Origin of the sequence: Streptomyces sp. NPDC088387, assembly GCF_044753385.1 — a bacterium.
Classification (GTDB): Bacteria; Actinomycetota; Actinomycetes; order Streptomycetales; family Streptomycetaceae; genus Streptomyces.
Window position 1 is genome coordinate 105,080 of sequence record NZ_JBIVNC010000013.1, and the last position, 22,369, is coordinate 127,448.

29 protein-coding genes are annotated in these 22,369 nt (G+C 70.6%); 18 read left to right on the forward strand and 11 right to left on the reverse strand.

Annotated elements, in window-relative coordinates; genetic code table 11:
* Nucleotides 1-180 precede the first annotated feature (180 nt).
* Complete coding sequence (locus ACIQAC_RS30230) at nt 181-729, forward strand: pyridoxamine 5'-phosphate oxidase family protein (RefSeq protein WP_402196439.1); 549 nt, start codon at nt 181-183, stop codon at nt 727-729.
* 50 nt (nt 730-779) lie between these two features.
* Entirely contained in the window at nt 780-1,574 is a 795-nt protein-coding gene (locus ACIQAC_RS30235; protein ID WP_402196440.1) for an inositol monophosphatase family protein, read from the forward strand.
* A 61-nt stretch (nt 1,575-1,635) separates the two neighbouring features.
* Here the strand turns inward: ACIQAC_RS30235 and ACIQAC_RS30240 are convergent, their stop codons facing one another.
* Nucleotides 1,636-3,609 (reverse strand): heparinase II/III family protein, encoded by a 1,974-nt coding sequence (locus ACIQAC_RS30240; RefSeq protein WP_402196442.1) that lies wholly within the window; start codon nt 3,607-3,609, stop codon nt 1,636-1,638.
* Between the two features lie 151 nt (nt 3,610-3,760).
* Here ACIQAC_RS30240 and ACIQAC_RS30245 point away from each other — a divergent pair, with 151 nt between their 5' ends.
* On the forward strand, nt 3,761-4,507 hold the full coding sequence (locus ACIQAC_RS30245) for a phosphotransferase family protein (protein ID WP_402196444.1): 747 nt from the start codon (nt 3,761-3,763) through the stop codon (nt 4,505-4,507).
* Nucleotides 4,508-4,535: 28 nt separating this feature from the next.
* Here ACIQAC_RS30245 and ACIQAC_RS30250 read toward each other — a convergent pair whose 3' ends face one another.
* Together ACIQAC_RS30250 and ACIQAC_RS30255 are read right to left on the reverse strand one after the other, a co-directional pair.
* Complete coding sequence (locus ACIQAC_RS30250) at nt 4,536-5,438, reverse strand: bile acid:sodium symporter family protein (RefSeq protein ID WP_402196447.1); 903 nt, start codon at nt 5,436-5,438, stop codon at nt 4,536-4,538.
* A 131-nt stretch (nt 5,439-5,569) separates the two neighbouring features.
* Entirely contained in the window at nt 5,570-6,424 is an 855-nt protein-coding gene (locus tag ACIQAC_RS30255) for an oxidoreductase (RefSeq protein ID WP_402196450.1), read from the reverse strand.
* A gap of 124 nt (nt 6,425-6,548) precedes the next feature.
* Between ACIQAC_RS30255 and ACIQAC_RS30260 the strand changes: the two genes are divergently transcribed.
* Nucleotides 6,549-7,379 (forward strand): helix-turn-helix domain-containing protein, encoded by an 831-nt coding sequence (locus ACIQAC_RS30260; protein WP_402196452.1) that lies wholly within the window; start codon nt 6,549-6,551, stop codon nt 7,377-7,379.
* A 68-nt stretch (nt 7,380-7,447) separates the two neighbouring features.
* On the opposite strand, the gene ACIQAC_RS30265 is transcribed toward ACIQAC_RS30260, so the two are convergent.
* Nucleotides 7,448-8,182: a MerR family transcriptional regulator gene (locus ACIQAC_RS30265; RefSeq protein WP_402196454.1), complete on the reverse strand. Its 735-nt coding sequence runs from the start codon at nt 8,180-8,182 to the stop codon at nt 7,448-7,450.
* A 54-nt stretch (nt 8,183-8,236) separates the two neighbouring features.
* Between ACIQAC_RS30265 and ACIQAC_RS30270 the strand changes: the two genes are divergently transcribed.
* Both ACIQAC_RS30270 and ACIQAC_RS30275 read left to right on the forward strand, forming a co-directional pair.
* The gene (locus ACIQAC_RS30270; protein WP_402196456.1) at nt 8,237-8,524 is read left to right on the forward strand and encodes a hypothetical protein; all 288 of its coding nucleotides are present in this window, start codon (nt 8,237-8,239) and stop codon (nt 8,522-8,524) included.
* 161 nt (nt 8,525-8,685) lie between these two features.
* Nucleotides 8,686-9,156, forward strand: a complete 471-nt coding sequence (locus ACIQAC_RS30275) for a potassium channel family protein (RefSeq protein WP_402196458.1) — start codon at nt 8,686-8,688, stop codon at nt 9,154-9,156.
* Between the two features lie 111 nt (nt 9,157-9,267).
* On the opposite strand, the gene ACIQAC_RS30280 is transcribed toward ACIQAC_RS30275, so the two are convergent.
* On the reverse strand, nt 9,268-9,423 hold the full coding sequence (locus ACIQAC_RS30280; protein ID WP_402196460.1) for a hypothetical protein: 156 nt from the start codon (nt 9,421-9,423) through the stop codon (nt 9,268-9,270).
* A gap of 248 nt (nt 9,424-9,671) precedes the next feature.
* Between ACIQAC_RS30280 and ACIQAC_RS30285 the strand changes: the two genes are divergently transcribed.
* The 9 genes from ACIQAC_RS30285 (at nt 9,672) to ACIQAC_RS30325 (ending at nt 15,127) form a co-directional block, all read left to right on the forward strand.
* Nucleotides 9,672-10,151, forward strand: coding sequence for a MarR family winged helix-turn-helix transcriptional regulator (locus tag ACIQAC_RS30285; RefSeq protein ID WP_402196462.1), 480 nt, complete (start codon nt 9,672-9,674; stop codon nt 10,149-10,151).
* Between the two features lie 149 nt (nt 10,152-10,300).
* Nucleotides 10,301-10,621: a hypothetical protein gene (locus ACIQAC_RS30290; RefSeq protein WP_402196465.1), complete on the forward strand. Its 321-nt coding sequence runs from the start codon at nt 10,301-10,303 to the stop codon at nt 10,619-10,621.
* Between the two features lie 115 nt (nt 10,622-10,736).
* Nucleotides 10,737-10,949, forward strand: a complete 213-nt coding sequence (locus tag ACIQAC_RS30295) for an antitoxin (RefSeq protein WP_402196467.1) — start codon at nt 10,737-10,739, stop codon at nt 10,947-10,949.
* A 215-nt stretch (nt 10,950-11,164) separates the two neighbouring features.
* Complete coding sequence (locus ACIQAC_RS30300) at nt 11,165-11,743, forward strand: dihydrofolate reductase family protein (RefSeq protein ID WP_402196470.1); 579 nt, start codon at nt 11,165-11,167, stop codon at nt 11,741-11,743.
* 186 nt (nt 11,744-11,929) lie between these two features.
* Nucleotides 11,930-12,700 (forward strand): alpha/beta fold hydrolase, encoded by a 771-nt coding sequence (locus tag ACIQAC_RS30305; RefSeq protein WP_402196472.1) that lies wholly within the window; start codon nt 11,930-11,932, stop codon nt 12,698-12,700.
* 6 nt (nt 12,701-12,706) lie between these two features.
* The gene (locus ACIQAC_RS30310; protein ID WP_402196475.1) at nt 12,707-13,522 is read left to right on the forward strand and encodes a methyltransferase domain-containing protein; all 816 of its coding nucleotides are present in this window, start codon (nt 12,707-12,709) and stop codon (nt 13,520-13,522) included.
* A 291-nt stretch (nt 13,523-13,813) separates the two neighbouring features.
* Nucleotides 13,814-14,350 (forward strand): ester cyclase, encoded by a 537-nt coding sequence (locus ACIQAC_RS30315; protein ID WP_402196477.1) that lies wholly within the window; start codon nt 13,814-13,816, stop codon nt 14,348-14,350.
* Nucleotides 14,351-14,510: 160 nt separating this feature from the next.
* Nucleotides 14,511-14,750 carry a hypothetical protein gene (locus ACIQAC_RS30320; protein WP_402196478.1) on the forward strand — a complete coding sequence of 80 codons (240 nt, stop codon included), beginning with the start codon at nt 14,511-14,513 and terminating at the stop codon, nt 14,748-14,750.
* The gene (locus tag ACIQAC_RS30325) at nt 14,750-15,127 is read left to right on the forward strand and encodes a fic family toxin-antitoxin system, toxin component (RefSeq protein WP_402196481.1); all 378 of its coding nucleotides are present in this window, start codon (nt 14,750-14,752) and stop codon (nt 15,125-15,127) included. The genes ACIQAC_RS30320 and ACIQAC_RS30325 overlap by 1 nt, the downstream gene beginning before the upstream one ends.
* 39 nt (nt 15,128-15,166) lie before the next feature.
* Here the strand turns inward: ACIQAC_RS30325 and ACIQAC_RS30330 are convergent, their stop codons facing one another.
* The 6 genes from ACIQAC_RS30330 to ACIQAC_RS30355 all read right to left on the reverse strand — a co-directional run bounded on the left by ACIQAC_RS30330 (nt 15,167) and on the right by ACIQAC_RS30355 (nt 20,271).
* On the reverse strand, nt 15,167-15,748 hold the full coding sequence (locus ACIQAC_RS30330; RefSeq protein ID WP_402196483.1) for a hypothetical protein: 582 nt from the start codon (nt 15,746-15,748) through the stop codon (nt 15,167-15,169).
* Nucleotides 15,748-16,854: a DUF6286 domain-containing protein gene (locus ACIQAC_RS30335; RefSeq protein ID WP_402196486.1), complete on the reverse strand. Its 1,107-nt coding sequence runs from the start codon at nt 16,852-16,854 to the stop codon at nt 15,748-15,750. The genes ACIQAC_RS30330 and ACIQAC_RS30335 overlap by 1 nt, the downstream gene beginning before the upstream one ends.
* Nucleotides 16,851-17,042 carry a hypothetical protein gene (locus tag ACIQAC_RS30340; RefSeq protein WP_402196764.1) on the reverse strand — a complete coding sequence of 64 codons (192 nt, stop codon included), beginning with the start codon at nt 17,040-17,042 and terminating at the stop codon, nt 16,851-16,853. Before ACIQAC_RS30340 ends, ACIQAC_RS30335 begins: the two co-directional genes overlap by 4 nt.
* A gap of 46 nt (nt 17,043-17,088) precedes the next feature.
* Nucleotides 17,089-17,592: an Asp23/Gls24 family envelope stress response protein gene (locus ACIQAC_RS30345; protein ID WP_402196488.1), complete on the reverse strand. Its 504-nt coding sequence runs from the start codon at nt 17,590-17,592 to the stop codon at nt 17,089-17,091.
* 201 nt (nt 17,593-17,793) lie between these two features.
* On the reverse strand, nt 17,794-18,462 hold the full coding sequence (locus ACIQAC_RS30350; protein ID WP_402196490.1) for a fasciclin domain-containing protein: 669 nt from the start codon (nt 18,460-18,462) through the stop codon (nt 17,794-17,796).
* 66 nt (nt 18,463-18,528) lie between these two features.
* Entirely contained in the window at nt 18,529-20,271 is a 1,743-nt protein-coding gene (locus ACIQAC_RS30355) for a molybdopterin-dependent oxidoreductase (protein WP_402196493.1), read from the reverse strand.
* Nucleotides 20,272-20,516: 245 nt separating this feature from the next.
* Here ACIQAC_RS30355 and ACIQAC_RS30360 point away from each other — a divergent pair, with 245 nt between their 5' ends.
* From ACIQAC_RS30360 to ACIQAC_RS30370, 3 genes are read left to right on the forward strand one after another with little or no spacing between them, the layout of a single operon-like run.
* Nucleotides 20,517-21,098 carry an RNA polymerase sigma factor gene (locus ACIQAC_RS30360; RefSeq protein ID WP_402196495.1) on the forward strand — a complete coding sequence of 194 codons (582 nt, stop codon included), beginning with the start codon at nt 20,517-20,519 and terminating at the stop codon, nt 21,096-21,098.
* Nucleotides 21,095-21,967, forward strand: coding sequence for an Asp23/Gls24 family envelope stress response protein (locus ACIQAC_RS30365; RefSeq protein ID WP_402196498.1), 873 nt, complete (start codon nt 21,095-21,097; stop codon nt 21,965-21,967). Before ACIQAC_RS30360 ends, ACIQAC_RS30365 begins: the two co-directional genes overlap by 4 nt.
* The gene (locus ACIQAC_RS30370) at nt 21,964-22,311 is read left to right on the forward strand and encodes a hypothetical protein (protein ID WP_402196500.1); all 348 of its coding nucleotides are present in this window, start codon (nt 21,964-21,966) and stop codon (nt 22,309-22,311) included. The genes ACIQAC_RS30365 and ACIQAC_RS30370 overlap by 4 nt, the downstream gene beginning before the upstream one ends.
* Nucleotides 22,312-22,369 lie beyond the last annotated feature (58 nt).

The window sequence follows — 22,369 nt, forward strand, 5'->3', positions numbered from 1 at the left end:
TGCATTCCCGCAAACGTGCGTTCCCGCAAACCCACCGGCCGCTCCGGACCCCGACGGGTGATCTTCGTGCGGCTCGGAACCGCGACCGGTCTCCGTGAACCCCGCAAGACAAGGTCGTTGATCGGCTACCGCCGGCGCAGCAGGATGGCTCCCACAGTGCGACGACACACGGGAGGACCGATGGCAGGGCTGGAATCCGACGGCGCCGAATCGAATCCGACGATGCGCGTGGACGATCAGCAGGCGTTGCGTGCGTCGATGTGGGCCATGGTGCCGCGCCTGCTCGGCCGGCACCGGTACGTCGTCCTGGGCACCGCCGACGACGAGGGCCGCCCGTGGGCCACTCCGGTGTTCTACGCGGCCGACGGTGTCCACCGCATCCTGTGGGTGTCCGCACCCGGCAGCCGGCATTCCCGGAACATCGCCGTCCGCCCCGAGGTGGCGCTCACCGTCTTCGACTCGCACGCGCCCATCGGCGGCGCGGAGGCGCTCTACCTGGAGGCGACCGCGGCGCCGGCCGCCTCCGACACTCGCGCCGCGGACCTCGCCGTACTCAACACCCGCGTGCCGGACGACAGGCAACTCGAAGAGGACGACTTCGAACCCGCCGGGCGGCTGCGCGTCTACCAGGCGGTGATCACCCGGCACTTCGTGCTCGTCCGTGGCGGCGATGGCCGGTTCGACAACGTCACCGACGCCCGGTTCCTGGTCACCCCGCCCGTACAGTGAAGTGCGCGGCGATCAACGCCGCGCAGACGCACGGAAAGAGCGGGCGAACCGTGAGTGATGAACTCGACCGGGAACTGAGGGTCGCGACCAGACTGGCCGAGTGGGCGTCCGAGGTCATCCGGCGTCCGCGCGGCGCGACTGCGGACCCCGTACGGGAGAAGGCGAGCCCCGCCGACATCGTCACGGACATGGACGAGGAGATCGAGACATACGTACGGTCGCTGCTGCGCGGCAAGTTCCCCGCGTACGGCATCGAAGGCGAGGAGTACGGCGTCCATCGGGGCGAGCCGGACGCGCCGCACTGGGTGATCGACCCCATCGACGGCACGACCAACTACGCGCACGGCATCGGCTGGTGCTCCTTCTCCCTGGGTCTGGCCGCACCCGACGGCACACCCCTCCTGGGCGTCGTCGCCGACCCCTGGCGGCACGAGGTCTACACCGCGGTCCGGGGCGGCGGCGCGTACCTCAACGGCACACCCACCCGCGCCGCCGACCACACCACCCTCACGGGACATGTGTTCCTCACCGAGTGGGCTGCCCACGCGCACTGGCCCGGCATGGACGCCCTCCTCGCCGAACTCTCCGCCCGCCACTGCACCGTCCGCGTGATGGGCTCGACGGCGCTGTCCCTCGCCCAGGTCGCCGCGGGCCGCGCGTCCGCCACGGCGATCGGCGAGTTCCATCCCGTCGACAGCCTCCCCGCCCTGCTCGTCGCGACGGAGGCGGGAGCGGTGGCGCTTCCCCAACGCCCGGTGTACGACGAGCCGTTGCTGATCGCGGCGCCCGGGGTCGCGGCAGAGGCAACGGAGTTGTGGCGGAGGTTGGTCCTCCGGGAGGGGTGAGACACCTGCGCCTGCGCGGAAGAGCTCGGCCACGCCCGGAGGGTGGCCGGCTTACGTGCCTCTACGCATCAGGAAGCACCCGTGCTGGGAGCACCCGTGCCGTGAGCACCCGTGCCGTGAGCGTGTGCCGGCCCTCCGCCGCGGGCCGGATAGCCGTCAGCACCAACCGGTGGATGCCGGCACCCCAGACCCTGGTGAACGCGGGATCGCTGAGCGGCATCGCCTCGGCGTGCGCGGTGAACGCCGAGGAATCCCAGTGCAGTTGCAGTCCACGTCCCGTCGCAGGGCGTATGTCGGCGCGGCCACCCGGCTCCACCACCAGGTCGCCGTGGACGAGCAGATGCAGAGCCAGGGACTTGGGCGCGGAACGGATCTCCCAGTGGTCGTCGATCTCCACTCGCTCGTCGTCGCCGCCTACAAGACGGACGGTACGCACCCAGCTCCGTAGACCGGCCTGTGGCGGGTAGGCGGCCGCGATGTCACAGCTGAACTCGTCCGTGTCCGGGCCGCGACGCGCGGCGACGGACGTGGCACGGAAGTCGGTTCCGGGCGACTGACCGACGCCGTCGACGACCGGCACGTTGTGGTACTCGCTGGTCATCGACCAGATTCCGTACCGGTCCGCGTTGAACGTCTCCCTGCGGTAGGTGCCCACCCCGGCGTCGATCACCAGCGGGTGGGCGTCCACGGCGATGATGAAGGTGCCCACGTCGTTGTGGTTGTGACTCTCGTTGTTGTGGCCGCCCTTGGCCGCCACCAACAGCCCTTGTGCGTCACCGGGACGGGCCCGGGCGACCAGCACCTCGACGTCGGGCAGCCAGGTGTGCTCGGGCAGCGGGAACACCTCGGCCGGGGCGGCCTGCCAGCCGGTGTCGAGGAGCGCGTCCGCGACGCGGCGCAGGTCGAACGGCGCATCGGGCCGCGGCAGAGCGGCGTCGGCGTCCCCCAGCAGGGCCCGGGCATGTGCGCTCACATCGGGTTGGCCGGTGCGGAGGCCGTACCGGTACAGCAGCGCGGGGGTCGTCTCGCGCGGACGGGCCGGACCGTCGGCGAAGTTGACGGCCCATCCGTCGCCGATCCAGGTGGACACCGGATAGCGGGCCATGGCCCGGATCAGCGGGTGGTCGAAGACGCCGGCGTCGGTGCCGAGCAGTGAGGTGAGGGTCTCCAGGCACTCGAAGAGGCTCGCACCCGCGCGCCACCAGTAGTGCGGGCCCTCGTCGCATCCGCCGTCCCGCGGGTGGGCGTGCAGATAGTTCTCCAGGCCCTCGATGATGCGGCGGACGAGGGCGGACCGGCGTTCGTCGGACTCCTCGGTGAGGGCTGTGGCGAGCAGCAACTCCGAGTGGATCCATGGGTTCCAGTTGTTGAGCTTGGCGGTCGACCCGTCGTACCAGCCCCACTCCTCTCGCTCCAGATACGGCTCCAGGACCCGGCCGGAGACCTCGCGGCGCAGACGGCGGCGGACCATCGGATCCCGGCGGTCCAGCTCGTCGCCCGCGACGGCGTCGGTGAGCGCGAGCAGCAGGGCCGTACCCGAGGCGCCGAGGTCCAGGGTGGGGCGATCGGGGTCGGGCAGCAGACCGTGTTCGGGGCCGAGGACCCGGAAGTCGTGCGCGGGCCAGGCCCAGGTCGTCTCCTCGCACAGGGCCCACACACCGTCCATGACCTCGTCGACGTACGTGCCCCTCTCGCTCGCCTCCTCCTCGGTGCACGCCACCGCCAGCACGGCCCACGCCAGCCGGTTCCGGCGCGCGAAACAGGCGTCCTGGTATGCGGAGCGGTCACCGTCCCGCGCGAACCGGGCGAACAGCGAGGCGGGCAGACCGGGCCACGGGAGACCGAGCGAGGCCGAGGCCTCTTCGAACACACGGCTCCGAGTGCACTCGCCGACGGCCCGCCAACGGGGGTCCGACAACGGTGGTACGGGACTCCAGTCACCGATCGCGGGCATCCGGGCGGCGACCAGGGACGGCGGGAACAGCCGTGTCAGCCGGGGATGACCGGAAGCGGTGCCGTCTTCGCCGTCTTCCACGGGCGGCGGGGTGTCGGGTGCGGCGGGTCGCGGACGTGGTGCCGACATCGTGGTGCCTTCTCCTCGCAACGGGGGCGGTGAGTGCCGAGGAAGGGAGCGGCCCTCCCTCATGCCGTTGGACGCAAACGTACTTGGGGGATACTGGGCGCCCATGGATGAGGTCGAAGTCGTCGTCGCCCATTCCGAGCGCACGACCCTGCGCGTCGGTGACATGTTCCTGAAGGTGGACGCCGATCAGGCGCGGATCGACGTCGAGGTCGAGGCGATGGCCCTCGCGCCGGTCCCGACCCCGGAGATCCTCTGGCACAAGCCGCACGTGCTTGCGATCGCCGCACTCCCGGGTGCGACGATCGGACGCCTCGGCGGCCCGTCGACCGGATCCCCGGCGGCGTGGGCCGCAGCCGGCGCCGCCATCCGGAAGCTCCACGAAGCGCCGCTGCCGGCCCGGACCGGTGGGGCCGGGCGGAGCATCGCCGCGCTGACGGCGGAACTCGACACCGAGTGCGAGGCGCTCGTGAAGAACGGCGTCCTGCCCGCCGACCTGGTCACCCGCAACCGCCAGGTCGCCGAGGCCGCGCTCCGGCCGTGGACTCCGGCGTTCACCCACGGCGACCTACAGATCGCGCACGTCTTCGTCGACGGCGACGAGGTCACCGGCATCATCGACTGGTCCGAGGCGGGCCGGGGAGACGCCCTGTACGACGTCGCCACCTTCACGCTCGGGCACGAGGAGCACCTCGGCGACCTCCTCGCCGGCTACGGCACCGACGTCGACCTCGACGTGATCCGCGCGTGGTGGTCGGTACGCAGCCTGCTGGTGGTCCGCTGGCTCAGCGAGCACGGCTTCGACCCGTTTGCGCCGGGCTGTGAGGTCGACGTACTGCGATCCCGGATGTGAGACGACACGGGCGCTGGTACGGGAATCGTCAGCCCGGGAGCGAAGAGGCGCCGAGGTCGGCGGACCGCGCGGGGGCGATCCGGCGCAGCAGGAACCCCGCCGCCATCGCCACGACCCACATCACCACCCCGTACACCGCCGAGGGGATGGCCATCTCGGTGCTGTCCAGCAGCGAGGGACTCAGGGCGATGGCCATGGCCAGCGTGGTGTTGTGCATGCCGATCTCGAAGCAGGCGGCGACCGACTGCCGGTGGTCCCCGCGGGCCAGTCGGGTGGCCCCGTATCCGGTGGTGAGGGAGATCGCGACGAAGAGAAGGACCACCATGCCCACGTCGGCGAGGTAGCCGGCGATGTTGTCCCGCTCGGCGACGACCGCGGCGACGATGATGCCGACGAGCGCGACCATCGCGGTCACCTTCACGGCCTGGGTGGAGCGTTCCGCGAGGTCCGGCCGGCGGTGGCGGGTCAGCATGCCGGCCGCGACCGGCACCAGGACGACGAGGAAGACCTGAAGCGTCTTGTCGAAGCGCAGACCCAGTCCGTCGTCCGTACCGGCCATGAAGTGGTCGAGGGAGAGATTCACGACCAGGGGGAGGGTCGCCACCGCGATCACCGAATTGACCGCCGTCAGCGTCACGTTGAGAGCGACGTCGCCGCCGAAGAGATGGCTGAAGATGTTCGCCATCGTTCCGCCCGGAGAGGCGGCCAGGAGCATCATGCCGACGGCGAGTTCCGGGCCCAGGTCGAAGGCGAGCACCAGACCCAGACAGGCCGCCGGCAACAGCACCAACTGGCAGACCAGGGCCACCGCCACGATCCGGGGGTAGGCCGCGACCCGGCGGAAGTCCGCCACGGTCAGACCAAGACCCAGACCAAACATGATCACGGCGAGGATGGCGGGCAGCAGATAGGTGACCAGCGGGGAGTCCACAGCGACTGCTCCTGGGGTCGAGACCGGGAATTCACGCGAACACGGTCATTCTGGTCTCGGCGCCGGTCCTCGACTACGGACGCGAATGACAACTCCGTAGCTCTCGAAGCCGAGTTCGGCGGGCTCCCGGCTCAACTCGACACGAAGTCGGCGCTCTTGGCGAGAGCCTGATGGGCGTCGATCTCGGCACGCAGGCGTTCCAGGCGCGCCCGCGCCCCGGCGAGGGCGTCGGAGCCGAGGAGCAGACGCAGGGGCGGCCTGTCGGCGTCCACCACCGCGGCGATGGCCGCGGCAGCGCGTCCTGGGTCTCCCGGCTGGTGCCCGGACACCGCGAGCGTGGACGCGCGGCGCCTGCCGGCGCTCTCCTCGTAGTCCGCGAGCCTGAGGGGCGACTGCCGCATGGACGCCCCGGCCCACTGGGTCCGCAGCCCGCCCGGCTCGACGATCGTCACGGCGACCCCCAGGGGTGCGAGCTCGGCGGCCAGCGACTCCGAGAGACCTTCCAGGGCGAACTTGGTGGCGTGGTAGTAACCGGTCGCGGCGAACGCGGCCAGCCCGCCGAAGGAGGAGACATTGACGACGTGCCCCGACCGGCGGGCACGCATGCCGGGCAGCACGGCCTTCAGCATGGTCACAACACCGTGCACATTGGTGTCGTACAGCGCGCGTACGGCGTCGTCCTCACCTTCCTCGACGGCGGCCAGATAGCCGTAACCGGCGTTGTTCACCAGGACGTCGATACGTCCGAACCAGTCCTCGCAGGCCTTGACGGCGGCGGTGACCGAGTCCGGGTCGGTGACGTCCAGCTCCAGAGCCAGTGCCTGGTCGCCGTACTTGTCGGCGAGATCGGTGACCGCCGCGCGGTCGCGGGCGGTGACGGCGACACGGTCACCGCGCCGCAGGGCGTGCTCGGCGAGCGCGCGGCCCAGGCCGCTGGAGCATCCGGTGATCAGCCAGACGGGGGTTTCAGGGGTTTCTTTGAACATGCGTCCATGGCACCAGGACGCCTCGTCCTGTGCCACGCCCTCTCAAGGGTGGCTCTCGCAGGGTCAGCCTTGGCGTACCGGTGGAGCGTCCGGAACCTCACCCCGCCCCGGTAAAATGACCGTGATGACACATGACGACAACCAGCTCGGCTCCTTCCTGCGCACCCGCAGGGAGAGGCTCGACGCGGCCGCCACCGGCGTCGTCAGTCACACCCGGCGCCGCGTCAAGGGACTGCGCCGTGAGGAACTCGCCCTTCTGGCAGGCGTCAGCCCCTCCTACTACACACGGCTGGAGCAGGGACGCGACCGCAATCCGTCCCGCGAGATCCTCGAAGCGCTGGCCCGCGTCCTGGACCTGGACGACACCGAACGCGCCTATCTCTGGTCCCTGGCCACACCGTCCCTGACCTCCGCCGGCCGGGGCACGGCGGACATCGGCGAGACCGTACGGCCGGGAGCGCGGTACCTCTTGCGGCGCTGGCTTGACCTGCCCGCCTTCGTCGTCGGCCCCCGCCGTGACGTGCTGGCCGCCACGGACTTGGCCGCCCGGATCAATCCGGCCTGGAGCGCCGGCCACAACCTGATCGAGTTCACCTTTCTCGACCCGCGTGCCCGGCAGGTGTACCCCGACTGGGAGGACATCGGACTACAGGCCGTGGCCGGTCTACGGTCCACCGCGGCGGTACGGCGCCCTGAACTGGACGCCTTCGTCGCCGACATGCGCGCCCGCAGTGAGGTGTTCCGCGCGCTGTGGGACGCACACGACGTGCGCGACCGGGTCGCGGGGCACAAGCGCATCGAGGTCGCCGGGGCCGGCGTACTCCAACTCGACTTCGAGACAATGGCGTTGGCGGGGCCGGAGGGGCATGTTGTGTACGTGTACTTCGGCGCGCCGGGAAGCTCTGCCGAGCGGAAACTGGGTCGGCTCGCCGAAGAGGTCGCTTCCGGGGACTAGTGGCCGGGGTCGGGCGCCGCTCGCGTTGGGGTGTGAGGTGTGCGTCCGGGTGTGAGGCATGCCCCGGCTCACATGCCCAGTTGGGCCCGAATGAGCGTGTCGAGTCGCTGCCAGGCCGGGGACGAGGCGTTGACGCTGCCCTGGATGAGGGCGGGGATCTCGGAGGCGGTCTGAAGCTCACGCAGTTCCTCCGGCCCGTAGCGTGCGCGGGTCGCCGCGACGATTCGACGGGCCAGCTCCTCGACGCTCGGGTCACCGGCGTCGAGGTCGTACGCGTGGTCGTAGGCGAGGAAGAGCTGCCGTAGCGCCGGGTCGGCGAGGATCTCGGCCTGGTCGTCGAACAGGGCGGTCGCGCGGTCCGGGTGGGTGACGAACACGAGGAGCCACAGGTCGCGTTGCAGGTCCACCCACCGAGGTGTGAATCCCCAGCGGGCGAGACGCTCCAGATGGTCGCCGACCCCTGCGGGCAGCGGTGCCGCCGGCTCCCCGGCGGCGAGCCGGCGCAGACGTCCCTGGGTCGCCCGCAGGGCACGGATACGGGTGGTGAGCTCGTCGTCGATCTCGCCGAGCGCCTGCCGGAACTCCTCGGCGGTCGCCGACCTCAGATCCCGGATCCGGGCCAGGGGGACGCCGGCTTCGGCGAGCGTCCGGATCCGGATCAGCTCGACGGCGTCGTTCGCGCCGTAGCGCCGGTAGCCGGAGGCGTCGCGAGGGGGCTCGGGGAGCAGTCCCTTGCTGTGGTAGACGCGGATGGTCTTGATCGACACCCCGACGTACCCGGCCAGCTGCCCGATGGTGATCATCTGCCCATCGTGCCACTTGACCCTGCCCCAAGGGCAGGGTTGCAGCATGGTGGCATGACGAACACGGGCATCGATCGGGAGACCCTGCGCGAGCTGGCCGACGAGGGCAACGAGACCGCCCTGGACCGGCTGGCGGACCTCGCCGACGCGGCCGGCGACCTCGGCGAACTGAGCGAGCTGCTGGACGAGGGATCCCTGCACGCCGGCCTTCTGCTCACCCGACGCGCGGTGGCCGCCAGCGACCTGCGTGAGCTCCAGCGCATCTCCGACGCCGGGTACGACGAGGCCGGGAACGAACTGAACCGCCTGCTGAAGCCACCGGCCGACGACCATCGGAACTGAGACCCGACCGACGCCGCCGCCCCTCCTTCACTCCGCGTTCTTCTCGTGCGCGAGGGTACCGGCGACCGCACCCGAGGTCCCGAACCGCCATTCGGGTTCGGTTGACGGTGACGGGGCGCGTTGACGTGTCGGTCGCTGGGGCGGGACGCATGATGCGGGGCATGTTGCCCGGAATCGTGAGCCGGGTGGTCGAGCTGCTGCTGGGCCGCCGAGAGGGCTCGCTGCACAGGAAGGTGGCGGGGGCCGCGACGGCAGTCCTGCTGGCGGTGATGCTGGTGGGCTCGTACGCGGTCGTCGAGGCCGAGCGCGGAGCGCCACGGGCGCAGCTGACGACGTACCCGAGAGCGCTGTGGTGGGCCGTGGAGACTGCCACGACGGTCGGCTACGGCGACTTCTACCCCGTGACGTTGTGGGGGCGGGTGATCGCGGTGGTGGTGATGATCGTGGGGATCACCGCGTACGGCATGGTCACGGCGGCACTCGCCACCTGGTTCGTGGGACGCGACCAGGAACGCCGGCACCGTCGTGTGCTGCGTGCCGAGCAGACCGTGGAAGAGGCGGCCCGCGCGCTGCACGAACGGTTCGACCGGTTGGAGCGGATGCTCGAAGGCGGCGGCGGGCCAAAACGGTGAACGCGCACCGGCCGAACGTGAGTTGACACGGTAGGCCGTCGGCGCATTCACGGATCCGACGCGCCGGGACAGCCGGTTTGTACGGAGGGGGCGCGTGATTCGCCGCGGACCTCAGGACTGGCAGGCGGCGGCCATCTGCCCGACCAGGACGGCGAACGGTATGTCGAGGGCGGCGTAGACAGCTCCCGCCTCGGGGGCGGCGTTGTCCGCCAGGGCCTCGACCATCAGCGTCGAGTAGTCACTGACGATCACACCGGCCTGCTGCATCCGGAGCAGCCCCGCATCGCGCTTGGCCTGGCTGAAGGTGCCGGAGGCGTCCAGCGCGGCTCCTCGGCAGGATCGATTTGGTCACTAATCTTGATAGTTAGAATCGGTGACTATCTGGAACGTAGGCGACCATCGCGCATATTGCGAGCGGGAGTTGGGGCGGGCCGGTGTCGCCCGACGCGGTCCGGCGTGCGGCTAAAATCGCCGGTCAGGCCGCCAAGTGGGGGGCGGACGGAAGGGGCGAGCACATGACCGCCGACCGCCGGACGCAAGAGGTACCGGAACCGGAACCGGATCTCGGGGTGCTCGCCGCCCGGGTCCTGCTCTCCGTCCAGCGCGAGCTGTTCGGCGCGCTCGCCGAGCAGGGCTTCGACGACATCCAGCCGCGCGCGGGGGCCGTCCTCGCCCATCTGCGTCCCGAGGGCATCCGCGCCAGCGCACTGGCCCGCCTGTCGGGCCAGCACAAGCAGGTCATCGGCTCCCTCGTCGACGACCTGGAACGCCTCGGCTACGTCGAACGCGGACCCGACCCGGCCGACTGCCGCGCCAAACTCGTCCGCCCCACCGAACGCGGCCTGCTCCAGATGGAGACCGCCACCGCCATCATGCGCGCGATCGAGGACCGGCACGCGAAGTCACTGGGCGACCAGCCGTACGCCACCTTCAAGAAGGCGCTGAGGCAGGTGGCGCAGGCCCAGGGCGGCGAGACCGACGGGCCGCCGGGCTGAGCGGGGACGTGCACCGACCCCGAGGGACACTCTCGTGGGCAACGACGTCTGGTTCGCCCGCGGCACGACGAAACTGCAACCCGCCGCTCCGATTCGGCGTCAGACTTCATGGCAGGCGAGATACGGAAGTCGATCAACCGGAGTGGTACGTGGCGAAGAAGGTCCAGAGCGCGCAGGCGGTCGAGGAGAAGGACCGGGAGAAGTGGATGGCACGCTTCCAGGTGCGGTTGGCCATGCAGCCGGGTGTGGACCGCGCGATCGTGCTCAAGGCGGTCAAGGACGTGACGACACATTGCGCGGAGACCGGGGAACACCCGCGCGCCGCTTTCGGTGACCCGGACGCCTGTGCCGTGGAGACCGCCGCGCGGCTGGTACCGGCCGATCAGGCCGAGCGCGCGCGGCGGCGCAACGTCGTGACGAACGCGATCGACTCCGTGTCCAAGAGGGCCGGAGACATCGCCGGCCTGTGACCGCAGCGGTCCAGTGGTGTCCTGTCCGGCCCGGAATTTCGCGGGTGCGGATGCGGACTGCCGTGTGTCGTGTTCATCCTGGAACTGGCGCGTTCCCCTACGAAGGAGGACGAACATGTCCGTGATGGACAAGCTCAAGCAGATGCTGAAGGGCCACGAGGACCAGGCAGGCCAGGGCATCGACAAGGCCGGCGACTTCGTCGACGAGAAGACCCAGAACAAATACAGCTCCCAGGTCGACACCGCCCAGGACAGGCTCAAGCAGCAACTCGACGCCGACGGGGGCCAGACCCCGAACCCGAACCGGGACAACCCTCCCCAGTCCTGATCGGCGTCGCCGGCGCGATATGTCGTTGCCGCTCGCGGGAGGTGGCGAGCGGCAGCGCCGGTGCGTGGGCTGCAAGCGGCGTGCAGGCGGGGGACCGTAGCGAGGGCCTCGTATCCCGGATCCGTCCCGGGCGGTCCCGTCGCGAGCGATGAGTTCCGCCCCGGTCGTCGGTCTGCACTTCCGACACGCGACCAGCGCACTCCGGGAGTGACACCATGACCGCCACCTACACGTTCGACGTCTTCTCCAGCCTCGACGGCTTCGGTGCCGCCAGTGGTGACTGGACCGGCTACTGGGGCAAGCAGGGCCCCGAGCTTCTCGACCACCGCCTCGCCCAGTACGGCGAGGAGCAGCGGATGGTGTTCGGGGCCAACACCTTCCGCGCGTTTGTGGGGATGTTGGCCGAGAGCACCGAGGAGTCCGAGGTGCGTGACCCATGGGTCACCCGCATGACGAGCCTGCCGGCCACCGTGGTGTCGACCACGCTGGAAGGCCCGCTCGACTGGGCGGACGCGGAGGTCGCGAGCGGTGATGCGGTCGACGTCGTGGCCCGGCTCAAGAAGGAGTCCCCGGTACCGCTGCGCTCACACGGCAGCCTGGCGATGAACCGGGCCCTGATGGCCGCCGGGCTCGTCGACCGCGTACAGGTGACGGTCTTCCCCGTGATCACCGGCCGGACAGGACTCGCGCCGATCTTCCGGGGCGCGGCCGACTTCGACCTCGAACTGATCGAGCACCACACACTGGACGGCGACATCCAGGAACTCGTGTACCGGCCCACCCTGCACCCCTGACCCACGTCGTCAGGCCTCATCCCAGGCGGAGACGGGCGCGGCGGGCTGTCGCGCCAGTAGGTCGAGATGCCGGCCGAGGAACTGACCGGCATCAGGTGCCTCTCTGCACCCCCCGACGTTCTGATACGGGCTTCCCGCAGAAAAACAGGGCCACCTGTGGCCCGTGCCGCCGATAGCATGCGTGCTATGCGCAAGTTCTTCACGGTGGATCAGCGGCGGCTGTCGTATCTGGACTCCGGTGGCCCGGGTCTCCCGATCCTCGCGCTTCACGGGCACTACAACGAGGCGTCGACGTTCGCCGCGCTGACCGAGGCACTCGCGCCGCAGTGGCGGGTGATCGCTCTGGACCAGCGTGGGCATGGCGAGTCCGACCGGGCCGACAGCTATCAACGGGCCGACTACGTCGCTGACATGGCCGCCTTCCACCGCCACCTGGAACTGGGACCCGTGCCGGTTCTCGGTCACTCCATGGGCGGTGTGAACGCCTACCAGTACACCGCCCGGCACGCGGACCAGGTCACGGCACTGATCGTCGAGGACGTCGGTGCCGTGGTGAACGCCGATTGGTCGATGGCCACCCGGCTGCCCGTCGACGTGCCGTCCCGCGGGGAACTGGTCGAGGGTCTCGGTCCGACCGCGCCCTATCTGGAGTGCTCCTTCCGCCAGTTGGAGGGCGGCTGGGGATACTCGTTCGACATCGACGACACCGTGCTGTCCCACAAGGCGCTCACCGGCGACCACTGGAGCGACTGGGAGTCGGTGACCTGCCCGACCCTGTTGATCAGAGGAGCGGACAGCGTGGTGCTGACGCACGACCATGCCCGCGAGATGATCGCCCGCCGGAAGAGCCACGCGGAGCTGGCCGAACTGCCTGCCGGGCACGTCGTGCACTACGACGTCCCGGACCACTACTCCGACACCGTGCGCACGTTCCTGTCCCAACTCCCCCCGGCCTGAAGGACCATGGAGACTCCGTCGCGTCGACACGACCTCGGCCGGGTATTCAACGAAGTACCCGAGCTCTACGACCGGGTCCGGCCCGGATACCCCGACGAACTGTTCGCCGACCTCGGCGCCCTCACCGGCATCGACGAACGGTCGGCGGTACTGGAGGTGGGCTGCGGCACCGGTCAGGCGACACGCTCGCTGGCCGCGCTCGGGTACGCGGTGACCGCCGTCGAGCCCGGCGCGGACATGGCCGCACTCGCCCGCCGGAAGCTCGCCGCCTTCCCCAACGTCGAGGTCGAGACATCGACGTTCGAGGAGTGGAACGACCACGGCCGGCGCTTCGACGTGCTCGTGGCCGCGTCGTCGTGGCACTGGGTCGACCCGTCGATCGGCCGGCAACGAGCGCACGACCTGCTCCGTCCCGGGGGCTGGATGGCCCTGCTCGGCAACGTTGTTGTCCGCCGACGGGGGGAGTTGGAGGCGTACGCCGAGACCGCCGACCTCCACGAGCGGTTCTGTCCTGGCAACCCCGCCTGGGGGCACCCTCCCCTGGAGGACGACGTACGCGACACCGACGAGGGCTGGGGCCAAGTCGGCGACCCCGGAGGGTTGTTCGGACCAGCGGTCGTGCGCCGTTATTCCACCGTTCAGTGGTTCACCGGGGACGGCTTCGCCGATCACCTGCGCTCGTTGTCGCTGTACCGGGCCCTCGACGTCGATGTCCGCGAGCGCCTGCTCGGCGCCGTCGCCGAGCGCATTCGCACACACATGGGCGACCGGGTGGCACGCCGCTACCTGAGCGTCCTTCGCGTCGGACAGCGCGTGCACTGAGGACGGATACCGTCCTCCTCGTTGCCGAGCCGGCCGTCCACGATCCGCAGGATGGCACCGACCACGGTCATCGCCACGATCCTCGCCTCGCGCGGATCGACGGGACCGACGGGATCGGCGGGATCAATGGGTTCAGCGGGATCAATGGGTTCAGCGGGATCGATGGGTTCGGCGGGATCGGCAGATTCGGCGTCCGGGCGGCGTCGCGCGATGACCCGCCCACTGCACGCCCACCGCCCGCCCACGGCCCGCCCTCCGCCCTGCCGGCACCCGCCCCTCCGCAGGTTGACCTTGACGCGACGTCAACGCTTCTACTGGGCCATGCAGACCGGAACGGTCGCCGCCCCCTCCGGGGTGATCCCGATACCAGAGGAGTACACCGACATGGACACCACCGCCACCACCACGGCGAAGAACCTGAAGCTGATGAACACGGCCTACGACCTGCTCATGCGAGCCGAACTGGACGCGTGCGTCGGCCTGTTGACGGACAACTTCATTGCCAACGTCCCCGGCGCCCCCGACCCGCTGCACGGAACCGAGATCTGGCGGGCGGGCGCCCAGGCCATGTGGGAGGGCTTCCCGGACCTGGAGATCAACGTCGAGGACATGTTCGCCGCCGATGACAAGGTGGCCGTACGCGTCCGCTTCCGTGGCACGCACCGGGGCGACTTCCAGGGTATCCCGGCGACGAACCGGCAGGTCGACTTCCGGAGCATCGAGCTGTACCGCTTCGAGGGCGACAGGATCGCCGAGGAGTGGGTCGCGCCGGACATCATGAGCCTCATGCAGCAGATCACGGCGGAGCCGGGAGGGGTGCAGCCGTGAACGCCGGGCTGCTGAGCCTGTTCAGGCCGGCACTGCGAGGGCACTGGCCGCTGCATCCCTTACTGGCCGAATGCCGGCCGGCGGCCGGTCCCGCGGGAGTGACCGGGCGGGATCGGATCGCGGCCCCCGGAGAGGTGGTACCGGCTGGTACCATCGAGAGATGGCGAAGACACAGACGGGCTGGCGAGTCGACGACGAAATCGCGGAACTGGCACGAGCCAGGGCCAAGGACCGCGGCATGAGCGTCGGCGACTACATCGCCGCTCTCGTGCGGGAGGACGTCGACGGGATGCGGCAGCGCGGCCTGGACGCGGCCAGGCGCTTCCTCGACGAGCACCAGTCGGTCTTCGACGAGGTCGAGGACGCCGACCGCCGCTCCCCGGGAGCGCACGCCGCCTGATGGATCTGTACATCGACGTTCCATGGATCCTTCAGGTCGCGGAGATCGCCGGAGCGGCGGATCCCGCCCCCGACGACTACGGAGTGCCGGTCGCCGCCGTGGCCTGCCACCGCGCCGAGCTGCTGGACACACCTGTCTACGACGGCCCGTACGCCCGCGCCGCCGCTCTCGTGCATGTCCTCGGCCGCTGCCGCTGGCTGGAGCGCTCCAACATGGCCGTGGCCGCGGCCACGGGCGTGATGTACCTGGAGGCCTCGGGGATCCCGGTCAAGCCCACACGGGAAGACGCGATCGCCCTCCGTGACCTGCTCCGTGACCCGTCCTGCTCGGCCGCCGGGATCGCCACGCTGCTGCGTGCCTGGCCACAGGCGACCTGAGCGCGTTCGGGCCGAGTGTCGCGGGTGCGCGGCCTTGGTTCAGCGGAGCTGCGGCCTGCGATGCGCGCGGGTGCTGAAGCGTACGTGCGTATGGACGCGGTAGGGGGTCAGGGCCGTCTGCGTGTGCGCGGCGAGAGTGGTGAGCGCCGGCAGGACTTCGGCCGGAGTGACGTCGGGCTGGAGCCACACATGCAGGCGGACGTGCAGCCGCCGTGAGCGGGTCAGTACGCGGGTCCGGCAGCGGGCCACGCCGCCGAGCGCGACGAGCTGTTCGGTCATCGCGTCCTCCAGGGCCCTCGTACGCAGGCTGCTGTCCGGGGCGGGCAGAGCAGTGCGCGAGTGGAATCCACTGGGCAACTGGTGGAGGCACCAGAGGGCCGGCAGGACGGTCAGGGTGATCGTGCCCGCCATGGCCGTGGGCGTCCACCACCCCTCCGAGCGGACCTCTGCGAGTCGCCCCGCGTCGACGATCGTGGAGTGGGTGCCGGGAGTCGGCCACCAGGTCGGCAGCTGCGGAGCCCACGAGGCGTGTGTCACCGCCAGCCAGCAGCCGCCGACGAGAAACACCAGACCGACGACGGCCAGAGAGGTGCGGTTGAGGGGCATGCGGGGTTGCGGCATCAGCGATTCGCTCCTTCCAGAGCCGTGCCGGACGTGCCGGACGTGCCGGACGGTTCGGCCGTGTCGGCCCCGTCGCTGGTATCGGCGTTGGTATCGGCGCCGGCCGAGCCGGGTTGGCCCGCCGGGCCGCCGCTCGCCGCTGTCCCGGGGTCCCAGGCGGTCGTAGCCCGTACGCGGACACGCAACCGCGGCGGGCGACGGAGCCCGCACGCCTCCAGCGTCCGACGGGCCGCGCTCTGCGCCTGCTCCAGCGCCACCGTCCTGTCACCGAAGGCCAGTTGAGCCCGGACCAGGACGCGACGGCGTCCGGCCCGCACCCTGACCTGAGCGACGCCCTGTGTGTCACTCACCGAATCCCGGATCAGGACCGCGACCGCCGTACGGTCCATGGCCACGCGCAGGTCCGGCGCCGGCGAGGTGAGTGTCAGGAGCTGCCGGCGTCCGGGGGTGAGTGCCAGCACGATCAGCACCACACCGAGGGCGGCGACCACCGAGGCACCGACCACCACGGCCGGGTCGCCCGGGCCGTGTTGCGACAGCCAGCGCACGGTCTCCGCTCGCCAGTGCGCCGCCGGGCGGTGTGCGACGTGCACCAGGATCAGGTCGACCGCCAGAGCGCCGGAGGCGAGCGCGGCCGCCAGCGTGAGCAGCGCCATCGGCAGCCGCCGTTGCGACCACCACCGCAGCGGAGAGCGGGACTTGACGTCCGGCTCCGTGCCCGCCGTGTCCTTCGACAAGTCCGGCGGCACGGGCTCGACCGCAGCCGCCGCCGTCTGCGCCGGGAACAACCCGGTCACGGTGACGCGTGCCGCCGGAACGTCGAGCCCGGTCAACTGGCGCGTACGGTCCAGGACATGCTGCCGTACGCCACCGACCGCCTCGGGCAGGGGCGTCGGGTACGGCAGGGCCACCGCGACCGCGACATCGGCCCGGCGGCCGTGCACGGTGGCGGAGCCCTTCGCCGACCATGCACGCCGATCCGATCGTGCACCCCGATCCGATCGTGCACCCTGATCCGCCACGGCCTCGGTGGCCGCCTGCTCGGCGATCCTGCGTACGGCCTTGTCGGAGACGGTTGTTGTGCCCCGTTGCGCGGCGGTGGTCATCGACGGCTCCGCTCGTACGCGTCGCGCACGTCGTGGAGGCGGCCGCCGCCGTCGAACCAGTTGCCCACCGCCCACCCGAGGGCGCCCAGCGCGGCCACGAGCAGAAACGCCCCGAAGCCCCCGAAGTATCCGGCGAAGGCCAGCGCCATGCCGGCGATCATTCCGGCGAACGCCCTGCTGCCTGCCATTTCCCGTTCCCTTCCCTGGCGGTCGAACGTGCGGGTACGGGGTGTGTCACTCCACGCGGGTGTTCGGGCCGGTGGTGTCGTTGTCGTCCTCGGGCAGGTGTACGTCGTTGATCGTGACGTTCACCTCGACCACGTCGAGGCCGGTGATCCGCTCCACCGCGGAGATCACGTTCTCCCGCACGTCGCGTGCCACGTCCGTGATGGGGACGCCGTACTCCACCACCAGGTCGAGGTCGATGGCCGTCTGACGCTCGCCCACCTCGACCTTGACACCACGGCCGACGTTCGGCCGACCGCCCGGGACCCGGTCGCGCACGGCGCCGATGGTCCGCGACAGGCCGCCACCCATGTCGTACACACCCGGGATCTCACGGGCGGCGATCCCCGCCACCTTCACCACGACGACGTCGGCGATCGACGTCCTTCCGCGGTCCGCGGCCGGCTGTCCGGCGCCGGTGGCGCCGCCCGACACATCGGTCGTCGTCTGCGTCGACCTGCCGCCCTGCGAGGTGATTACGTCCTTGGTGGTCGGTGCGGTCTGCGTGGTCATGGTGAGTCCTTCTTCCGGTAGGCCGTTCAGTTGCTCTCACTCAGTCAGACCCGCTCCGGCGACGTCTGTGACGCCGATACGCCGAGAAATCTCGTCCGTGGCAGACGTGGCAAACGTGGCAGACGTGGCGGATCATCCGGGGCCTGAACGGCGGCGGCCGGGCGCCGATGTGACGGCGCCCGGCGAATGAATGCTGTGCCGTCAGCTGCTCGGCATCAGGACGGTGTCGATGATGTACACGTTGGCGTTGGCGGTCTTGACGTCGCCGCACACCACCTTGGCGGAGTCGTTGACGTCGTAGGACTCACCGGAGCCCGCGGTCTTCAGCTTCGACGTCTCCAGGGTGTCGAAGGTGCCGTTCTCCAGGTCCGTGGGGGCCAGCTTCTGGCCGACGACGTGGTAGGTGAGGATCTTCGTGAGCATGGCCTTGTCGTTGAGGACCTTGTCGAGGTCGGCCTTCGGGATCTTCGCGAAGGCGTCGTTGGTGGGCGCGAACACGGTGATGTTCTGGGCGTTGTTGAGGGTGTCGACGAGACCGGCCTTCTTCACCGCGGTCACCAGGGTGGACAGCGCGGGGTTGTTGGACGCGGCGGTGGCCACCGGGTCCTGGGCCATGCCGTCGAACGAACCGGCGCCGTCCTTCGGCACCGTGGCACAGCCCGGCCCGAACGGCCCGTCCGTGCTGGACCCGGCGGCGGGGCTGTCCATGCCCTCGTCGGCCGGCGACGCCGGAGCGGACTCCTTGGTGGAGCTGTCGGACGACGCCGAGTCGCTGCTGTCGTCGGAGGAGCAGGCACTCAGGGACAGCGGCAGAACGGCGGCCACGGCGACGGCGACGGCGATACGACGGGTACGGGTACGGGTGTTCATGGTTACTCCTGTGAGATCGACGCGGCGGTGCCGCGTTCGTCGGGGGGTTGGAAGGGTGGCTCGGGGTCAGCCGACGGTGACCACGACCGAGTGCCGGCCGCTCGCTCCGTCGGGGATGGTGCGGGCGCGCTTCTCGGTCTGCACCCGGCCGGTGCGGTCCGTGGCGCGCACGGTGAGGGTGTGGCTGCCCTTGGCGGCCTTCCAGGCGAAGGACCACTGTCGCCAGGTGTCCCGGGAGTCCTCGGCAGCGAGCCGGGCCTCCTGCCAGGGGCCGTCGTCGACGCGGAGTTCGACCTTGTCAATGCCACGGTGTTGCGCCCAGGCGACTCCGGCGACCATGACGGTGCCGGCCTCGGGACGGGCGAACGGCTTGGGGGTGTCGATACGGGACTGGGTCTTGATCGGCGCCTTGCGGGCCCACTTCCGCTTCACCCAGTAGGTGTCGTAGGAGTCGAACGTGGTCAGCTCGATGTCCGTGATCCACTTGCAGGCCGATACGTAGCCGTAGAGACCGGGGACCACCATGCGGACCGGGAAGCCGTGCTCGAAGGGCAGCGGCTGTCCGTTCATCCCGAGGGCGAGCAGGGCGTCCCGCCCGTCCATCACGTCCTCGACGGGGCTGCCGATCGTCATCCCGTCCACCGAGCGCGCCACCAGCTGGTCGGCGGGACCGCCCCGGGAGGGCGGCTTCACCCCGCACTCGGTCAGCAGATCGGCGAGGCGTACGCCGATCCAGCGGGCGTTGCCCACGTACGGGCCGCCGACCTCGTTGGAGACACAGGTGAGCGTGATGTTCCGCTCGATCAGCCTCCGGCGCAGCAGGTCGTCGAAGGACAGGGTGACCGGCCTGCCGACTCCCTTGCCGTGGATGCGCAGGCGCCAGCTGGTGGCGTCCACCTTGGGGACCACCAGTGCGGTGTCCACGCGGTAGAAGTCGCCGTTCGACGTCATGTACGAGCTGACTCCCGGGAGCCTCAGCTGTGTGCCCCTGGGGACCGCGGGGGCGGCGGAGGCGGGGGCCGGGAGCACGATCTCCTTCCGTGAGGCGATGGCCTCCTGCCCCCGGGAACCGCTCAGGACCCGGCCCAGCGCTCCGGCACCCGCCGATGCCACGGCTGCGGCGCTCGCCGCGATGACGAATCCGCGGCGGTCCCAGCCGGACGCGCCGGCCGACCCGTTTGTCGTCTCGGCGACCGGGCCCGCCGTAGTGCCGGAGGCCGTGCGACGGTCTGAGGCTGCGGGCCGGTCAGAGGCTGCGGGCCGGTCTGAGGCCGTGGGCCGGTCTGAGGCCGTGGGACGGCCGGAGAGCGGGGGACTGTCGGGGACTGCGGGACGGCCCTGGAGTGTGAGACGGCCGATGAGGACGTAGAGCACAACGGCTCCGACCACCGCACCCACCACCGAGGGCAGCGCGTCGGCCAGACCGGTCGAGTCGGGCCGGCTGGTCGCCGCCGCCGCTCCGACAATCCCGAACACCAGAACTCCGGCGGCACCGACGCGCCGAAATCGCAGCGCGAAAGATCCCAGCACCAGCGCGAAAACCGTAAGAATGGCGAGGATTCCGAGCTGGAGAATCAATTTGTCGTTGGTGCCGAAATTCCGGATCGCCCAGTCCTTCACACCGGCCGGTGTGCGGTCGATCGCCGCACCACCGACCGCGATGACAGGCCCTGCCTGCGGGCGCACCCAGGCCGACACGAGCTCGGCGACGGCGAGAGCCGAAAAGCCCGCAAGAGCGCCGCTCAGAGCGCCCAGTACCAGCCGTGGCCAGTTACGGGTATTTCGCTGGTTCTTCTCGTCTTCCGTCACGTGGGGAATCCGGCCCCGGGGGAGGGGCGGATTGGTCGGGAACCCGATCGAAGGATCTTTTTTTCCGGACCAATCCGCGCCCGCACCGGCAACGGATGAAAAAGAAGAGGGGCCTCAATTTCCCTTTTTCCGTCCCTCCGTGTTCACGGCGCGCCCGGAGGGGGAACTCGTCTCCGGCTTGCCGCGTCACAGGAGGCCGCCAGGTGTGTCCAACCACCAGAACGGACGAGAGGAGCCGCCCAGTGATGGGGGCTTGTGGACAGACCGCAGAACCGGACACGCAAGGAGAGGCGGAGGACGCCCTGCTGGCGGTACGGGCGGCGGAGGGGGACGAGGACGCCTTCGGGGTTCTCGTGCAGCATCACGGTCCGGCCCTCCTCCGGCTGGCCACCCGCCTGCTCGGCACCCGCGCGGAGGCGGAGGACGCCGTGCAGGACGCGTTCCTCAGCGCCTGGCGGCGGCTGCCGGAGTTCCAGGGCAGATCGTCCTTCGCCACCTGGATGTACCGGATCGTCACCAACCGCTGCCTGAACGTGCTGCGCTCCCGCCGACCGGTGGCGCAACTGGAGGACGCCGCGGACGTGGCCGCTCCGGAGTACACGGTCTCACCGGCCCGCATCAGCGAGGGCCGCGACGGAGTCCGTGAACTGCGGGCGGCCCTGGACGAGTTGTCGGCCGAACAGCGCGCCTGTTGGGTCCTGCGGGAGGTGGACGGCCGGTCCTACGAGTTCATCGCGGACGCGGTCGGTATCAGCCAGGAGGCTGTCCGCGCCCGTGTCTTCCGTGCACGACGCTGCCTGACACAAGCACTGGGGGCCTGGCGATGACCGCTCACCTTCCGCCCGACCACATCTACCCGCACGACGACGGCGACGACGAGCGGCTGGCCTGCGGGCGGCTGCTGTCCCAGGTCTGGGACGAGTGGGAACGGCAGGTGCGCGATCCGCACCTGCGGGAGTGCCCGTACTGCCGGGAAGCCGTCCGCGGGCTCGACGAGCTGGGTACGGCCGTAGGAGATCTGCGCGACGAGACCAGCACGGACGGCCTCGACGCGTCGGCGCTGACCCGCCGGGTCATGGACGTCGTACGCCTCGAACTGCGTCCCGGTCGCCCGTTGCCACTGGGCGAGCCGGCCGAGGACCTGTGGATCATGGAGGCGGTCGCCGCACGCACCCTGCGTGCCGCGGCGGAGACGGTACCCGGAGTGCGGGCCGGCTCCTGCCGCCTGCTCCCAGTACCCGTCACCGGAGCCGCTCCGAGCGTCGGCACGGGCCCGAACACCGACGGCGATCCGATCGGCGGCACTGGTCCGGTCGGTGGCACCGGTCCGGTCGGTGGCGCGGGTCCGGTCGGCAGCGCCGGCCCCACCGCCAGTGCCGGCCCGATCGCCGGTGCAGGCCCCGTCGGCAGCCCCGATCCCACTGGCAGCCCCGATCCCACAGGCGCCCCCGGTTCCACAGGCGCCCCCGGTTCCACCGGTACCCCCGGTCCCATCGGCAGCCCCGGCCCCGTCGAGGTCAGGCTAGAGATCCACGCCCCGGTCAACGCCTCCCTCCCCGACCTCGCCGACGAAGTCCGGCGGCGTGTGCGGGAGGCGGCCGACAGGCAGCTGGGCATAGTCACGGCCGCCGTGGACATCCGCATCACCGACCTCGTCGACACTCCGCCCCAAGGCCAGGAAGGATCCGCCCCGTGATCGAGCACACCGCGCACGGCACGCTCACCGAGGAGATCGCCAGGGCCGTCAGGGACGTGCCAGGCGTCGCCTTCCTGCGGCCGGGTCTGGCCGGACGGCTGCGCTCGGCCCTGGCCGGCCCCGATCCGGACGGGACGGCGGGGGCGTCGGCCGCGGTACGGCTGATCCGGCCGGCCGATGCCGGGCCCTGGCTCGTCGAGATTCACCTCGTGGCGCTCAGGCGCGCCCGCACGGTGGATGTGGCCCGCGCCGCCCGCCGTACCGTCGAGGACTGCCTGGCCGCGACGGGTCCGGCGGAGGCAGGGCAGGCGCAGGTCACCGTCACGGTGACCGGCCTGGTCTGACCTCCTGCCGGGACAGGTCAGACCGAGGCAATCCGCATCCCTCGCAGCTCCGGATTAC

What these genes read in the sequence shown, in the direction of transcription:
- ACIQAC_RS30270 (WP_402196456.1), top strand. Translation starts at nt 8,237, where the DNA reads ATGACGAACACGGGCATCGATCGGGAGACCCTGCGCGAGCTGGCCGAC.
- ACIQAC_RS30330 (WP_402196483.1), bottom strand. Translation starts at nt 15,748, where the DNA reads ATGCCGCAACCCCGCATGCCCCTCAACCGCACCTCTCTGGCCGTCGTC.
- ACIQAC_RS30320 (WP_402196478.1), top strand. Translation starts at nt 14,511, where the DNA reads ATGGCGAAGACACAGACGGGCTGGCGAGTCGACGACGAAATCGCGGAA.
- ACIQAC_RS30300 (WP_402196470.1), top strand. Translation starts at nt 11,165, where the DNA reads ATGACCGCCACCTACACGTTCGACGTCTTCTCCAGCCTCGACGGCTTC.
- ACIQAC_RS30350 (WP_402196490.1), bottom strand. Translation starts at nt 18,462, where the DNA reads ATGAACACCCGTACCCGTACCCGTCGTATCGCCGTCGCCGTCGCCGTG.
- ACIQAC_RS30325 (WP_402196481.1), top strand. Translation starts at nt 14,750, where the DNA reads ATGGATCTGTACATCGACGTTCCATGGATCCTTCAGGTCGCGGAGATC.
- ACIQAC_RS30260 (WP_402196452.1), top strand. Translation starts at nt 6,549, where the DNA reads ATGACACATGACGACAACCAGCTCGGCTCCTTCCTGCGCACCCGCAGG.
- ACIQAC_RS30275 (WP_402196458.1), top strand. Translation starts at nt 8,686, where the DNA reads ATGTTGCCCGGAATCGTGAGCCGGGTGGTCGAGCTGCTGCTGGGCCGC.
- ACIQAC_RS30245 (WP_402196444.1), top strand. Translation starts at nt 3,761, where the DNA reads ATGGATGAGGTCGAAGTCGTCGTCGCCCATTCCGAGCGCACGACCCTG.
- ACIQAC_RS30340 (WP_402196764.1), bottom strand. Translation starts at nt 17,042, where the DNA reads ATGGCAGGCAGCAGGGCGTTCGCCGGAATGATCGCCGGCATGGCGCTG.
- ACIQAC_RS30365 (WP_402196498.1), top strand. Translation starts at nt 21,095, where the DNA reads ATGACCGCTCACCTTCCGCCCGACCACATCTACCCGCACGACGACGGC.
- ACIQAC_RS30295 (WP_402196467.1), top strand. Translation starts at nt 10,737, where the DNA reads ATGTCCGTGATGGACAAGCTCAAGCAGATGCTGAAGGGCCACGAGGAC.
- ACIQAC_RS30345 (WP_402196488.1), bottom strand. Translation starts at nt 17,592, where the DNA reads ATGACCACGCAGACCGCACCGACCACCAAGGACGTAATCACCTCGCAG.
- ACIQAC_RS30360 (WP_402196495.1), top strand. Translation starts at nt 20,517, where the DNA reads ATGGGGGCTTGTGGACAGACCGCAGAACCGGACACGCAAGGAGAGGCG.
- ACIQAC_RS30285 (WP_402196462.1), top strand. Translation starts at nt 9,672, where the DNA reads ATGACCGCCGACCGCCGGACGCAAGAGGTACCGGAACCGGAACCGGAT.
- ACIQAC_RS30335 (WP_402196486.1), bottom strand. Translation starts at nt 16,854, where the DNA reads ATGACCACCGCCGCGCAACGGGGCACAACAACCGTCTCCGACAAGGCC.
- ACIQAC_RS30310 (WP_402196475.1), top strand. Translation starts at nt 12,707, where the DNA reads ATGGAGACTCCGTCGCGTCGACACGACCTCGGCCGGGTATTCAACGAA.
- ACIQAC_RS30265 (WP_402196454.1), bottom strand. Translation starts at nt 8,182, where the DNA reads ATGATCACCATCGGGCAGCTGGCCGGGTACGTCGGGGTGTCGATCAAG.
- ACIQAC_RS30230 (WP_402196439.1), top strand. Translation starts at nt 181, where the DNA reads ATGGCAGGGCTGGAATCCGACGGCGCCGAATCGAATCCGACGATGCGC.
- ACIQAC_RS30305 (WP_402196472.1), top strand. Translation starts at nt 11,930, where the DNA reads ATGCGCAAGTTCTTCACGGTGGATCAGCGGCGGCTGTCGTATCTGGAC.
- ACIQAC_RS30280 (WP_402196460.1), bottom strand. Translation starts at nt 9,423, where the DNA reads ATGCAGCAGGCCGGTGTGATCGTCAGTGACTACTCGACGCTGATGGTC.
- ACIQAC_RS30255 (WP_402196450.1), bottom strand. Translation starts at nt 6,424, where the DNA reads ATGTTCAAAGAAACCCCTGAAACCCCCGTCTGGCTGATCACCGGATGC.